This window comes from Roseibium sp. (genome assembly GCF_025698965.1).
Lineage (GTDB): Bacteria > Pseudomonadota > Alphaproteobacteria > Rhizobiales > Stappiaceae > Roseibium.
The window spans coordinates 1-14,008 of record NZ_JAILWL010000123.1 but is presented as its reverse complement, the minus strand read 5'-3'; the positions used below and the strand labels follow the sequence as shown (position 1 = coordinate 14,008).

General features: G+C 52.9%; 10 protein-coding genes. 8 read left to right on the top strand and 2 right to left on the bottom strand.

From position 1 onward, the window contains the following. The first annotated feature begins 673 nt into the window (after window positions 1–673). Window positions 674–1,645, top strand: coding sequence for a GNAT family N-acetyltransferase (locus K5905_RS12070; RefSeq protein WP_367186957.1), 972 nt, complete (start codon window positions 674–676; stop codon window positions 1,643–1,645). A gap of 418 nt (window positions 1,646–2,063) precedes the next feature. Next, entirely contained in the window at window positions 2,064–2,333 is a 270-nt protein-coding gene (locus K5905_RS12065) for a hypothetical protein (RefSeq protein WP_297584076.1), read from the top strand. 46 nt (window positions 2,334–2,379) lie between these two features. Here the strand turns inward: K5905_RS12065 and K5905_RS12060 are convergent, their stop codons facing one another. Then, window positions 2,380–3,405, bottom strand: coding sequence for a hypothetical protein (locus K5905_RS12060; RefSeq protein WP_297584074.1), 1,026 nt, complete (start codon window positions 3,403–3,405; stop codon window positions 2,380–2,382). Window positions 3,406–3,726: 321 nt separating this feature from the next. On the opposite strand from K5905_RS12060, the gene K5905_RS12055 reads away from it, so the two are divergent. The 4 genes from K5905_RS12055 to K5905_RS12040 are packed head-to-tail and all read left to right on the top strand — an operon-like array spanning window position 3,727 to window position 9,950. Beyond that, window positions 3,727–4,701 carry a GNAT family N-acetyltransferase gene (locus tag K5905_RS12055; RefSeq protein ID WP_297584071.1) on the top strand — a complete coding sequence of 325 codons (975 nt, stop codon included), beginning with the start codon at window positions 3,727–3,729 and terminating at the stop codon, window positions 4,699–4,701. Further along, window positions 4,694–5,542, top strand: coding sequence for a glycoside hydrolase family 16 protein (locus tag K5905_RS12050; RefSeq protein ID WP_297584068.1), 849 nt, complete (start codon window positions 4,694–4,696; stop codon window positions 5,540–5,542). The genes K5905_RS12055 and K5905_RS12050 overlap by 8 nt, the downstream gene beginning before the upstream one ends. Then, window positions 5,539–7,998 carry a phosphotransferase gene (locus K5905_RS12045; RefSeq protein ID WP_297584065.1) on the top strand — a complete coding sequence of 820 codons (2,460 nt, stop codon included), beginning with the start codon at window positions 5,539–5,541 and terminating at the stop codon, window positions 7,996–7,998. Before K5905_RS12050 ends, K5905_RS12045 begins: the two co-directional genes overlap by 4 nt. An 8-nt stretch (window positions 7,999–8,006) precedes the next feature. Further along, complete coding sequence (locus K5905_RS12040) at window positions 8,007–9,950, top strand: hypothetical protein (protein WP_297584062.1); 1,944 nt, start codon at window positions 8,007–8,009, stop codon at window positions 9,948–9,950. A gap of 49 nt (window positions 9,951–9,999) precedes the next feature. Here the strand turns inward: K5905_RS12040 and K5905_RS12035 are convergent, their stop codons facing one another. After that, window positions 10,000–10,938, bottom strand: a complete 939-nt coding sequence (locus tag K5905_RS12035; RefSeq protein ID WP_297584059.1) for a LysR family transcriptional regulator — start codon at window positions 10,936–10,938, stop codon at window positions 10,000–10,002. Window positions 10,939–11,158: 220 nt separating this feature from the next. Between K5905_RS12035 and K5905_RS12030 the strand changes: the two genes are divergently transcribed. Continuing rightward, a complete protein-coding gene (locus K5905_RS12030) occupies window positions 11,159–12,760 on the top strand; it encodes an ABC transporter substrate-binding protein (RefSeq protein ID WP_297584056.1) in 1,602 nt (533 codons plus the stop codon). A 163-nt stretch (window positions 12,761–12,923) separates the two neighbouring features. Further along, window positions 12,924–13,985 (top strand): ABC transporter permease, encoded by a 1,062-nt coding sequence (locus K5905_RS12025; protein WP_297584054.1) that lies wholly within the window; start codon window positions 12,924–12,926, stop codon window positions 13,983–13,985. Window positions 13,986–14,008: the final 23 nt, after the last annotated feature.

Genomic DNA, 14,008 nt, shown 5'->3' with positions numbered 1-14,008 from the left:
GAGTAATTTGCGCACAAGGAAGTGCTAAACAGTCCTATTTGGTAACACAATCCAGATAACAATTTATAGTAAGTAGTTTATACCAATAAAAAATCACAAGACATAAATCAATGTGTTAGCGACTCAACTAAAAGACGAAGATCAGATTCAAACCATCAAAACGCCGCCGAATTCTCTATGTTGACATCAAATTAATACACTGGAAATTCTTTCAATAATTACAATATTACTTAAGCCGGCGCGAAATCATTGTTTTTGCTAAACAATGACCAAAATCAAACCTGATATTCGGGAATATTCCAGATGTGTAATATTCCAGATATTCGCAACATCTCCGCTTTAGGAACATTGTAACCTAAATTTTATTGAAATTTTCTTCAAGATCAAACGATTTTGTGAACTGGATTATTTCAGATCAACATTTCGAGAACAGACAAATATATCCATTTGCTTAGCGAAAACTTACAGGGTTCTTGCTTTGAAATGGTGCCTCTTTTCTGCCAGTGTCTACTTATTTATGACAATGCTACAGTTTGGAGTGTGATTTCAAAGTCTTGGCATTAAGTTGTCTTTTGAGCACAAACACCAACACCACCAAAGTGAATTCGATCGCTCAACCGCTTGTGTGTTAACTTCACGGCAGGAAAAACATTTCAAGCGGGCAAACAGATAAATGCAAATAGAGGAAGTAGTCTTTCCACCCGCCAAAACCGAATGGCAGGACGTGTTCAATACCGATCCGCACGCGACGCCATTTCAATCCCCGCAATGGATGGCGGCAATAGAACAAACCGGACGGTTTACCGACGCAAGCCGCCTTTACAGGACGACGGGTGGTCGGATTTTAGTGCCGCTCGCAGTGCAGACTTCTGTATTCGGAAAGCAAAGTGCATCATCCATGCCTCATGGCTTTGGTGCCGGTGGCTGTATTTCAGATTATCCTCTCACACGCAAAGACGTCGATGTGATCTTGGAAGACATACATGCACTAAACGTGAATACGCTTTCTATACGGCCCAACCCCACGCAGATTGAACAATGGCCCGAAAACAAGAACGGCTGGCGCGTAGCATCCCGCATCTCTCATGTGATCGACCTTGCCGGCGGGTATGAGCACGTTTGGACCGAATGCTTTCGAAGCACAAAGCGGAACCGAATAAGAAAAGCAAAGAAGTTTGGACTGAAACTCCAAAAGGGAAACAGTCCGGACCTCGTTGACACCTATTATTCGCTATATCTGCGCTGGTCTGAAGTCAGGGCAAAGAAGCGGAAACTGCCCCCGCAACTCGTCAGATGGCTAGCGTTGCGGCGAGAGCCACGGTGGAAATTTGACAATGTGGCAAGGACGATGGGCCAAGCGTTGCAAGTCTATGTCGCTTCGGTAAACGACACGCCCGTGGCCGGAGCTGTCTTTCTTCAGATGGGAAAGTCAGCGGTCTACTGGCGTGGTGCAAGCGACCCGGACCTGCTTCGCAAATATCCGGGAAATGACCTCGTACAAAATGAGATGATACAGGATGCCTGCCTCGCAGGATGTCTGACATATCACATGGGAGAATCGGGAGGTGTTGAATCCCTGATGCGTTTCAAAAGTGATTTTGGCGCTCTGGCAATACCCTATGCAGAACTCCACCGAACAGATTAGCCAGCACCTCAAACCAGGTCAAATCCTCATAAAACAGACCACACTGGCGTGTTCGTGGAACTAGCATGAGAGACAGGAATGAGTGCCAGGTCTTGCTTTGCCTCCTGCACCGAAAACCGGAAATCGTCTTAACGTTTCATTCGCCTTCTACTCCCGCGGCGCGGAGGAAAATATTCCGTTTTCGGAGATTTTCCCCTCACCCAGGCTTTCAAGGAACCGGGAGAGCAAGTTGAAACTATTTCAGAAAACTATTCTTACCAACAGTCCCTGCAGGAGCATGAAAAAGATAAGATAAGATTTTAATTATTAACATAAATATTAAAAAATTTGCCAAGTTATACTTATGTCATGATTTGCGCATACTCATCGCATAGCTGTAATCTGTCGATGGTGGGAAAATATGAGGGGTCATATTTTTATGAACGACCAGATTGATCCGTCAGTCTTGGAAAAGTGGTTTACTTTGGTTGGTCGATGGCAGGACGTGGAAGCCGATCTTCAACAGGCCCTGGACCAACTCGGCCCGGATGATCCGGAACGCAACGTCCTGTCAGCAAACGCGAAATCAGAATTTGCTGAAATCAAGCAGGAAATGGATGCCCTGATCGCAAGCGCCAAGCCAAACAGACAGTCCAGTTTTCAGACCTTCGTCGCCGGAAGCATCGATATCAGCAAGAGCAAACTCTGAAGTTTCGCATTCTCTTCTCGTGGGCGATGTCGGATTCGACCGCGCCTCACATTGAAATGATTGAGAAGATTACAATCGCTATGACAAGAATGTTGATGGAGTAGAAGATCAACAACGCTCCTGAAAGCACCGAGCCGACAGGTTTACCAAACCATCTTGCACCAGCACCGGTACATTCCCTCAAAACAATAAGCACCATGGCAATGATGGCAAGTGCCGGTCCGATACTAGCATTGCGTTGAAAAAAGTGCGGCTCCGGCAACCTGTCGACCAAAGCCACTTCGACCTCAGCTCTCCTCGCTGAGGTAAGGTCGTTTGACAGAGAGACGTCCACCTTGTTGAAGAGACCGGTTTTTTCGAGAACTTGTCGTAACTCGTCTACTTTTGTTTCCGAATAAGGCGCCCCTTCCCTCAGAGTTGACAACGCAATTGGCTTGACCAGATCTGAATGCCTTGTCCCCTCTATTTGCACTTCTCCGACCTGAACCGGCTTCCCAGGAACCAGGGTGAAGGTTACTCCAGCTGTTCGTGTTACTGGTTCAGTCGTCACATCGACACGAACAACTTGTCCATCAGCGTAGGAAGCATCTCTTAGCTGCCAGATCAAACCGGCCTCTATCTGTTTTAGAACCTCACCTGTCGCGACCCGACCAGCAAAGGGTGCCACAACAGCGTCAAACGCAAGCAGTGCTTCTTCCGGCAACGCGCCTGGAAGACCGGTCACCTTGATCCACCCAACCCGATAGAGCTGCCCCGGCTCCGGACGCAGGAGTACGGGAGCGTCGGTCCCGGGGTCTCCGAACATGGTGACAGCCGAACGCAAATATCCTCTGAACCTCAGTAACCGCTCCAGTTTTTGCGCTTGAGCTTCAATGAGAGATGTCCGTTTCCCAGGCGTCACATCCGGAAGCTCCAGAACCATCGGCAAGACGAATGCCTGTGTCAGGGCCTGTCTAAGCTCCGGGTCCTTGACCCGCTCCAGGCTGACTTCAGTCGTGGCATGCGCTTTGCCTGCCTGCGAGACAAAGCTCAAAATGGCAAAGGACAGGATAGCCATGCGTATTGCGAACATGACTGGAGATCCGTGAATACGGCAAGTGTTTTCATCTCTTGCTCTTCGAAACGCGGGGAACAAAATCAGCCCCTCTCGATATCAACCCGGAAGTGATCTTAAAATAAACCAACATTTCACATTGATAAAGGTGCCTAATAAATGTGTTTACCCCCTAATATACTTATCTATTTAAGCATTTAACTGGTTTGCTATATTTATATTTTATTTATGAAGAGCAAAGGTATGCTGAACAAACACATACAGCCCATTTCAAATAAAATCGCTTCCCAAGCCTCTGCTTCCGCTTGGGATGAGATATATGCTTTTGATCCTCTTGCGATGCCTTCGCAATCAAGAGTATGGGCCGAAACAATTGTTCAAGGGTCGGGCAGCCGGGATGCCAGCCGACACTATATGTTCTTCGACGGCCAGGAAATCATACTTCCTCTCTTCAGACGAAACGTCGTCCCATTTGCCTTGTCTCTGCTGCGCTCGCCTCCGGCGAATTGGGGTTTCGGCGGAGCATTGACGACCGCCCCGCTGACCGAAAAGCATGCCGAAGCCGTCCTCGAAGAATGTGCGGAAACCTCCGCTGGCGCCGTCTCGATTCGCCCAAATCCATTGCACGCCGCCCCATGGCTGAAGGCTGCAGCGACCAGAGGCTGGACCAGCGTTCCGAAACTGTCACATATCCTCAGTCTCGAAGGTGGGTTCGAGACCGTCCGGACTTCTCGTTTTTCCGGCAACACGCGAAGCAAGATCCGACGAGCGGAAAAGCAGGGTGTCTCTGTGGAGATCGGCAACACCGAAACACTGCTGGCCGGTTTCGATAGTCTCTTTCGACGATCAATTGACAGGTGGGCGCGCAGACAAAAAGAATTCGCGTGGCTGGCACAATTCCGTGGGCGTTTACGGGACTCTTCCAGAAAGTTTCGTGCAATGGCCAAACACGCCGGCGAAGTATTTCAGGTCGCCATTGCCAGTCAGAACGGCAGGCCGATCGCCGGGTCAATTGTGCTTTTGGACCGAAACGCTCACTACACGCGCGGCGCAATGGACGACCGACTGATAGGCCGCACTTACGCAAACTATCTGCTTCATGCCAAAATTATCGAGCTCGCCTGCGATCGAAACTGCGGACACTACCACATGGGTGAAACAGGCTCTTCCAGCTCGCTTGCCCAATTCAAGGGCCATTTCGGTGCGCTTGCAGTGCCCTACGCCGAACTCTGGTATGAACGCCTCCCGATAATGTCAGCCGACCGCACGATGCGCTCAGGCATCAAGCGCCTGATCGGTTTTTCAGATGTGTAGCGGCCGACATCTCGCGCTTGCAGGCGTCTTCCTTGGGCTGACGGCAATCAGCCGGATGGCATGCGCAGACGATACGGTGTCTGTTCCAATAGGTCCGGAAGGAACTTTCGATCTTGTTTTCGCGGACGACTTCAAGATGCCGGACCTTGCCTTGAACCGATGGACGACCTGTTATTGGTGGGACAACAATGGCTGCACCAACCTCGGCAACGAGGAACTGCAATGGTACATGCCGCAAAATGTTCGCGTTGAAGACGGCCACTTGGTCCTGACTGCCAGGCCCGAGAGTGTCATTGGACATGAAGGGCGCACTTTTCCCTATACATCCGGCATGGTCACAAGCGGTCGCTATTACGAGGAAGAGCTCCCGGACACGCGATTTTCGACGATCTACGGCTTTTTTGAAATGCGGGCAAAGATCCCCTCCGGGCAAGGTCTTTGGCCTGCCTTCTGGCTCCTGCCGGACAATCATACGTCAAAACCCGAAATCGATATCATGGAGGTTTTGGGTCATCGACCGAACGTGCTTGAACTGCATTACCACTACAAGAACAGTGCGGGTGAAAAACGCAGCAAAGGATACGAGACCGAGACTGACGATCTCAGCAAAGACTGGCATGTCTACGGCGTTGAATGGTCTGCTGAGGCTATCACCTGGTATCTTGACGGTGAAGAAGTCTGGCGCTTCGAGGACGAGGAGCTGATCTCCAACGTTCCGATGTATCTGATCATCAACCTTGCAGTGGGTGGTAACTGGCCAGGAGACCCGGATGAAACCACCAGGTTTCCCGCAGAACTGAAGGTCGACTATGTAAGAGTTTGGCAAAGGTCGTCCCAATGACCGATCTGCCGTCTTCCCTGCCAGCTGCAACACATCCTGCGACAAGCGACACTCTTCAACCCATTCGCCAAATCAAAAATGCGCTGAAAACCGCTCCACTCCTCGTCAATGGATACGCGATGATCGCCAGCACGGGCCTGACTTCCCTGATTGGTCTCGTCTTCTGGATGGCTGCAACACATCTGTATGACCAGGAGCAGGTTGGTCTCGGAGCTGCCCTTATCGCAGCCATGTCGGCCATCAGTTATTTCGGGCAACTGAATCTGAGCACCGTTCTCAACCGGTTCTTGCCGACAGCGGGCCAGCAGGCCGCACCACTGATCTTCAAGGCTTATCTTGCCGCGGGTCTGTTGTCCGGCACGCTCGCACTCTGCTTTGCGCTGACAATCGGCACGTTTTCCGCCCCGTTGAGAATCCTGACCGACGATCCCGTCATGACAGCGATCTTCGTGTTCGCGACCGTGATCTGGACTGTCTTTGCGTTGCAGGACGCAGCTTTGTCGGGCTTGCGCCTTTCAGTCATCATTCCGTTTGAGAACACGGTTTATGCTATCCTGAAAATTGCGTTTCTCGTTGGCTTCGCCTTTCTGATGACAACTCCGGCAAACGGAATTTATCTCGGCTGGACACTCGCCCTTGTACCGGTCGTCTTCGTCGTTAACGTTCTGATTTTTCGGCACCTGGCCCTGAGAAAGGCTGCTGGAACCGCCGATCCCGTTGACCTGAAAGCCGTTTATGGCTTTCTGACCTGGGACTATGCCGGCAGCATATTTCTGACGGCCGCCTTCGGTCTTGCACCGTTGATGATTTCTTCTATCGCAGGTGTCGAGGCAAATGCCCCTTATCACGTTGCCTGGACGTTTGCCTATTCTGTCTACCTGATCGGCCGCTCAATGAGCATTTCTCTCCTGGCAGAAAGCGCAGCATTCCCTGAACGCATTGCTCGTCTCACGGCAGACACGTTCTGCCACACCATGTTGATGGTCGCAGGCGCGGTGACGACGCTTTGGATCGCGGCACCCTATTTGCTGGAACTTTTCGGAGCCGTTTATGTCGCACAAAGCACGTCTATCTTGAGAGTTCTCGTTCTCGCCTGCCTGCCCTGGGCAGCGACGACCACTGTCGTCGCCGCCCTGCGCGCACGCGGGCAAACAAGATCCGTTGCGGCGCTGCAGCTCGCAACGCTCATTATCTTCACCGCTGCGAGTGCCTGGTTGCTCCACCGGACTGGAGCGCTCGGCGTTGCTTTCGGCTGGTTGATTGCACATTCCCTGGTTTTGACCGGGTATCTCGTCTTTTATCTAACACGCCCGCACTCCGTTTCCGCAAAAGACCTTGCCCTGTTGCTGGCGACATCCCTAGCAAACATTGCCCGCAACATTGTTCGCCGATTCTCCAATTCCGCGAAGGCAACGCAGGGAAAATTGCCGGACCTGAAAAAGTCGATCGGCAGATTTGATCCGGAAAATCACCAAGTGCTGCGAACACCGAAATCCGCAAGTGACTGCACCACCTTGCTTCTCACCGGAAAGTCCGGCGCTCTTGCCTCCAACGAGAAAACCGATCTGGTTACAGCTGTCGTAAAATACGCCGTTACCCCGTCGGGGATCGCTGCGTTGCAGAGAAACGCGCGAGTACTCAAGGATCTTCATTCCGATCATCGCATTCGGGATTTCACGAATTGGTTCCCTAAAATTCTTGGAGAAGAGAGATCCGCAAGCGAATTCACGACGGTGGAAACAGGTATTCCAGGCGAAGATGGTAGAACCTATTTCTCCAACCCTTCCGACTGCAGCGCGGCGATTGAAAGCACTGTCTCAATTGTTTCCGGACTGCATGAGAGCACTGCACAGCCTTCGCGCCTGGGGCAATCCTGGGCAGCACAGTGGATTGACGAGCCTATAGAGATCGTTGCAGCAGCGACCCGCAATTACTGGGGATCCGAAAATCGTGCGGCGGCTCTCGAATGCGTTCGGGAAGATCTCAGACGTCTGCTCCTCGGCCGGAAAATGCCTCTTGGCTGGTGCCACGGAGATCTCAGCCCGGGAAACATTTTGCTTGAGCGCACACAGGGAAATTCAGGTGCCGTCAAATTTTCAGGCCTCATTGACTGGGACAATTCCCGAAGGGATGCACCACTTGCCCTGGATCTTTATCACCTGGCGCTGACGACACGAATGCAAATGAGAGATGAAGAACTCGGCCTGGTCGTTCGCACCTGCATTGACGCGAATTGTTTCAGCCTTGAAGATATAACCGGCTTCAACCAGGCCGTCTTTCGGATTCCGTCAGCCATCAGCAAGGACGAGGATCTAGGACGAGCCATGCTGCTGCTGGCCTGGCTGCATCACGTCAGCTCCAATCTGATCAAATCCGAGCGGTACATGCGCAACTGGTTGTGGACACGCTCCAATGTGGATCGGGTGCTGGATGCGATCACGGCGCAGACAGGTTGAGGTCTCAGATGAGAAACGAGCCCTTCACATCACCTCTTCTCGGCAAACACGGACTGGCGTTGCGTGACCTGAATTCCGGACAGAAAGGTGTCAGGCTCGTCAGCAAGTCCAGAATAGCAACATCCACGCAAGGCAGACATGGACTGTTTGATGCCAGCCGTGCGACCGACCTGATTTCTTTGGTCTGCGCAGCCCTTTCCGTTCTTCTCTGGCTGATAAGCCTCCCGCAAATGGATCCGGATCAGCTCAACAATTTCGGGCTTGTTTCCATTCTGCCGGCATCCTTCTGGGCAGGCATCTGCTTCGCAACACTTGGTTTTGTTCTCAGCCTGGATGCGTCTTGCCGATGGCCGGCTCTGCGTCCGGCATTCGTGATCCTTCTGATCCTTCTTCTCCATGCAACGCCGCCAGTTGTCTACGAAACGCTCAGGTACTCCTGGGCCTGGAAACACATCGGCATCGTCGATTACATTCAGCGGCATGGCGAGGTTGATCGCGAGGCCCCCTTCCTCGCCGCCTACCACAATTGGCCGTTCTTTTTCTGGTCTTCCGCAAAAGTCGCCGGTTTCCTTGGCCTCGATGCCCTCCAGATTGCAAATCTGGCCCGCTTCTTTCCCATCCTGTCCAACCTTTGCTATGCGGCGTTGCTGGTCGTTATCTTTCGGCGTTTCACCGAGGACTTTCGTCTTGTCTGGGCCGGTGTCTGGATGTTCTTGTGCGCAAACTGGGTAGGTCAGGACTACTATTCGCCCCAGGCCTTTGCCTATGGTCTCTACCTGATGGTTCTCGCCATTTGCCTTGGTCCGCTGATGCCAGTCAGAAGAAAAGAACCTGCACACTCCGGCATCCGGCTTAAAGAATTTCGGAGCCTTTTGTCACGTGGTCACCCGAGACAACCCGTTGTCAGCCAAACGATCCGGATTGTCCTCGTGGTTGCAGCCTGTGTCGCCATCTGGATTATGGTGGCCTCACATCAGTTGACGCCCCTGGTCCTGATAGTCTCCCTTGTGGCTTTGTCGCTGCTTTGCGGTCTCAGCCTGGGATTTGCAGCCCTTGCCGCACTTGCGGTTGTCTCCTGGGTCATCTACCCGGCCGCTCCCTTCACGGCTGTCGTTCTTCCCGAAGAAGTGGCCGGAATGATGCGGACATTCAACGGGATCACCGAGAAATTTATTGATACCTCCTCGGTCGACCCCGAAGTAGCGATCGTTGCCTGGGCAGGCAGGTTCCTGACACTTGGTATTGCACTCCTTGCCGGCTGTGGCTGGCTGAGGCGGATCTGGCACGGTGGGCGTGATGGCGTTGCCTCGGCGCTCGCGGCAGCCCCCTTGTCAATCCTCATCGTCACGTCTTATGGCGGCGAAGCAGTGTTTCGGATTTTTCTCTTCTGTGTCCCGTTCCTGTCGTTCTTTGCCGCCGCCCTGTTCTTCCCGACCAACACATCGGGTCGCGGCTCTGGTGTCCGTCTTTTGTTTGGAACGCTGACACTTTTGATGATTGTCGGTTTTTACTTCGGCAACAACGGCAAGGATCGCCAATATCGGTTCTCGCCGGAAGAAGTGATTGCTTCAAACTGGCTCTATGAGCGGGCACCAGCCGGCACCCTTCTTGTCGAAGGGGCCCGAAATTACCCGTCGCAATTCCGGAATTACGAGAATTTCACCTATGTGCCGATTGCCCGGGAAGGCCCGGAGGCACGCGGCGAAATCCTCGCCGATCCAGCCAATGTGTTAAGTCGTTGGTTTGGAAACGAACGCTGGAACGACGGTTTCGTCATCATCACTCGCAGCCAGAAGGCCCATGTCGAAGCACTCGGGATCATGCCCAAAGGTGCCTTGGACATGATCGAAATGGAACTGTTGGCTTCGCCTGAGTTTCAGCTCGTTTTCGCCAACAGGGACGCACGGATATTTACGGCAAGCAGGTTCCTGCAGGCAGGACCTTCCAACTGACTGCACAGCGTTTGAAGTTCCTGCGACCTTCAGCGGGCACCATGGGCCATCACCTCAGGCGATAGTTTTTCAAATGCCCCGTACAGGGGTCGTTCTTCAGATGGGACCAGATTTTCTGGACAAGCGGTGATGTCGAATCCCGTTTCTTGTAGACCCAGATTTCCAGATCCGTGTCGTAGCGGCCGTCACCAGCCAGGGCAAATCTTCCCGAGCGGACGTCTTCGTAGGCACTGCAAGCGGGCAACCACAACATTTTCTGTTCCATGATGGCAAGACGTTTCATGAATTCGCATGTACCGCTCTGGGAGGTGCAGACAAAATTCGGATCCTGCGCAGTCATTCCGGAAAAAATCAGGTCCTCAACCTTCGAAAAGTACCCGGTCTGTCCATAGCCGATATACTCCAGTCCGCCGCGCGGCGGATTGCCGACATCAAAGGCCGGGCGCCCAGCTTCATCGAGTGCAGTACAAAGATGCATAGCATCTTCGCCTAACTTGATGGAATCGAACTCGTGGTGCTCAAAGAATGCTGGCACCTGTGGCTTATAATAGAGCAACACCAGGTCCATTTTCCGGTCCGCAAGCATTTCGACCATTTCGTAAAAGTCATAAGTGTCTATCGACACCGAAAAGTTGCCGCAGGCTTCCTTGACCTGCCTCAGCCATTCGGGAACAAAACTGAGCGCAAGTGTTGTTGCGGCAGCCAGGCGGATGTCCGGTGTCGTATTGGAACTGCGCCTTTGGAATTCAACCCGGTTGAGTTCAAGTTCCCTAAGGACATTTTGCGCAGTATCGTGAAAGAGTTCGCCCTCAGGCGTCAGTGAAACCGGATAGCTGCTGCGGTCGAATAACTCCGTCCCAAGCCAGTTCTCAAGTGCCTTGATACGTCGGCTGAACGCCGATTGCGTAATGTTCCGCTCTGCTGCGGCCTGAGAAAAGTTGCCCCTTTTGCTCAGCACCAGAAAATCTGTCAGCCAATTGGTATCCACGAAGCAGCCACCTGTTCAAATGCCGAAAATATGTGCATCGCAAAAAACTATGCAAAGTTTGCATAACAAGCCTGTTGGTCGAATTCAACCAGTCGATATAAGCTTGATCGGTCATTTGTATGCAGGAACCTTGCTCGGCAAATGAAGCAAGGCTGCAGGCATGTTCACCGGTGTGAGCCGGTGCTTTGTAATCCGAATTGTTCCAAGAGGGGAGCTAATCGTGAAACACCTATCAACTCTCAAGAGCATGTCGCTCGCGGCTATTCTTGCGACCTCTGTCACATTTCCTGTGCTTGCGGAAACGCCCAAGGATACGTTCGTTATCGCCCGCAACACTGCGGACGCTATCACGCTCGATCCGGCGGAGACTTTCGAATTCACAGGTGGCCGCATCGTCGCCAACCTGTATGAACGCCTGTTCCTGTTCGAGCCGGACAATCTGACTGAACTTGTTGGCGGAATTGCCGAATCCTATGAGTTTTCCGACGATGGAAAAAAGATCACGGTGAAGCTGCGTCCGGGTCTCACCTTCCATTCCGGGAACCCGGTAACCGCGCAGGATGTTGCCTATTCACTTGGGCGCGCGGTCAAGCTGGACAAGACACCGGCCTTCATCATCAAGCAGATCGGCTGGACCGCGGACAATGTCGATGAAGCTGTGGTTGCCGTGGATGACAACACAGTCGAGATCAACATTCTCGCGGACATGTCTCCTGCCCTGGTATTGAACCTCCTGTCTTCCGGCGTCGCCTCCATCGTTGACATGAAAGAAGTCCAGGCACACGAAGTCGACGGCGATATGGGCTATGGCTGGCTCAAGGATCATTCGGCTGGCTCTGGCCCTTATAAACTGAAGACATGGAAGGCGAACGAGCTGTTCATGCTTGAGGCTTTCGACGACTACCGTCACGGTGCTCCCGAGATGAAACGGGTCGTCATCCGGCACGTGGCTGAACCGTCCGCACAGCGCTTGCTCCTGGAAAAGGGCGATGTTGATGCCGCAATGGAATTGACCGCCGACCAGCTTAAGGGCCTAGCAGGCAATCAGGATGTCTCCGCACAGCAATATCCGAAAGGATATTTGATGTATCTGGCGACCAACATGGAACATCCCGTCCTGTCCAAGCCTGAAGTACGCGAGGCTCTCAACTATATCGTCGACTATGATGGCATGGTTGGATCGATCCTCGATGGTCAGTACAAGGTTCACCAGAATTTCTGGCCTTCAGGCATGTGGGCTGCGGCAACGGATACGCCATACAGCTACAATCTGGAGAAGGCCAAGGCACTGATAGCAGATGCCGGGATTGAGCCCGGAACGAAGATCACGATCGACACCCTGAACAAATCGCCGTTCAAGGAAGTGGCTCAGAGCGTTCAGGCCAGCCTGAAGGAAGTCGGCATCGATTCCGAGATCATTCTTTCCGATGGCAAGACCTTGTGGCCGAAATATCGGGCCCGCAAACACGAGCTGATTGTTGCGCGCTGGGGCCCGGATTATTCCGATCCGCATTCAAACGCCGATGCGTTTGCCCACAACCCGGATAACCGTCTCGAAGCCAAGCTGACCGGTAAACTGACCTGGCGCAACGCTTGGCCGGCAGAAGGTCTTACCGAGCTGACCAATCAGGCCGCAGCGGAATCGGATCCGGAGAAGCGCGCGGAAATTTACGCCGATCTCCAGAAAAAGGTGCAAGAGGATTCTCCCTTCACCATTATGTTCCAGGCAATCGGCACATTCGGTCAACGGTCGAACATCGATGGTTTCGTCAATGGCGTGACCTCTGATCAGGCCTACTACCGCACTGTTACCAAAAACTAGTTTCAGTGGACCGTTCATCTTCACCTGACGGTGGAGACGAACGGTCCCTGGCATTTGCACTTGACCGCACACCCGCCATAATCCGGGCTGGCGTGCGGTTTTGTGTGGCTGGTTTTTGTTATCCGAAAACCGTTCAGCGGGTTCGAAATGCGGGAAGACCTGAATGACTGACAATTCCACAGTGCAAAGCACGACGGTGGATTTCCAACCCTATGTGAATGTTGCCAGAAAGATCGGTGGGGGCATCGTCATGCTCCTGCTCACATTCATTGGCCTGACGGCGATCACTTTCATCATCGGTCGCATCATGCCGAACGACCCGGTGGTTGCCATTGTCGGAGATCGCGCTTCCAAGGAAGTATACGAGGCAATGTATCTCCAACTCGGCCTCGACAAGCCGATCTGGCAGCAATACCTGATTTTCCTGAACAGCATTCTGCACGGCGATTTTGGCAACTCGGTCATGACAACCAGGCCGGTGATCGAGGACATCAAGCGCTTCTTTCCCGCCACGCTTGAACTTGCGACCATCGCCACGATCGTCGGCATTATCATCGGCATTCCGGCCGGCGTTCTTGCCGCCGTGCGCCAGGGCAAGCTTATCGACCACATCGTACGCGTTGTCGGTCTGCTCGGCCATTCCATCCCGGTCTTCTGGCTGGGCATGGTCGCATTGCTGATCTTCTACGCGAAGCTGGACTGGGTCGCAGGCCCCGGACGGCTCGATTTTTTCTATGACGGCCTCGTAGAACCGATCACCGGCGTCATTTTGATCGATTCCGCAATCGAGGGAGAGTGGGATGTCTTCTGGAACGCGGTTTCGCACATCATTCTGCCCGCATCGATGCTGGCGATCTATTCTCTGGCTTATATCGCCCGTATGACCCGGTCCTTCATGCTGGACCAGCTGAACCAGGAATACGTTCTGACCGCCCGGGTCAAGGGGCTTAACGAGGGCGCCGTCATCTGGCACCACGCTTTCCGCAACGTGCTTGTGCAGCTGATAACGATCATCGGACTTACCTATGCCAGTCTGCTGGAAGGCTCCGTGCTGACCGAAACCGTATTCGCCTGGCCCGGTATCGGCCAGTACATCACAAATTCCCTTTTCAACGCGGATATGAACGCGGTCATCGGCGGAACGCTGGTCGTGGGCCTGTCGTTCGTGTTCATCAACATGCTGTCCGACATTCTCTATCGAATTGTCGATCCGAGGGCCAAATGATGTCAGACACAGCACACAAGCAA

Coding starts and splice junctions, on each gene's coding strand:
- K5905_RS12065 (WP_297584076.1), top strand. CDS start 2,064: ATGAACGACCAGATTGATCCGTCAGTCTTGGAAAAGTGGTTTACTTTG.
- K5905_RS12060 (WP_297584074.1), bottom strand. CDS start 3,405: ATGTTCGCAATACGCATGGCTATCCTGTCCTTTGCCATTTTGAGCTTT.
- K5905_RS12050 (WP_297584068.1), top strand. CDS start 4,694: ATGTGTAGCGGCCGACATCTCGCGCTTGCAGGCGTCTTCCTTGGGCTG.
- K5905_RS12025 (WP_297584054.1), top strand. CDS start 12,924: ATGACTGACAATTCCACAGTGCAAAGCACGACGGTGGATTTCCAACCC.
- K5905_RS12055 (WP_297584071.1), top strand. CDS start 3,727: ATGCCTTCGCAATCAAGAGTATGGGCCGAAACAATTGTTCAAGGGTCG.
- K5905_RS12040 (WP_297584062.1), top strand. CDS start 8,007: ATGAGAAACGAGCCCTTCACATCACCTCTTCTCGGCAAACACGGACTG.
- K5905_RS12070 (WP_367186957.1), top strand. CDS start 674: ATGCAAATAGAGGAAGTAGTCTTTCCACCCGCCAAAACCGAATGGCAG.
- K5905_RS12045 (WP_297584065.1), top strand. CDS start 5,539: ATGACCGATCTGCCGTCTTCCCTGCCAGCTGCAACACATCCTGCGACA.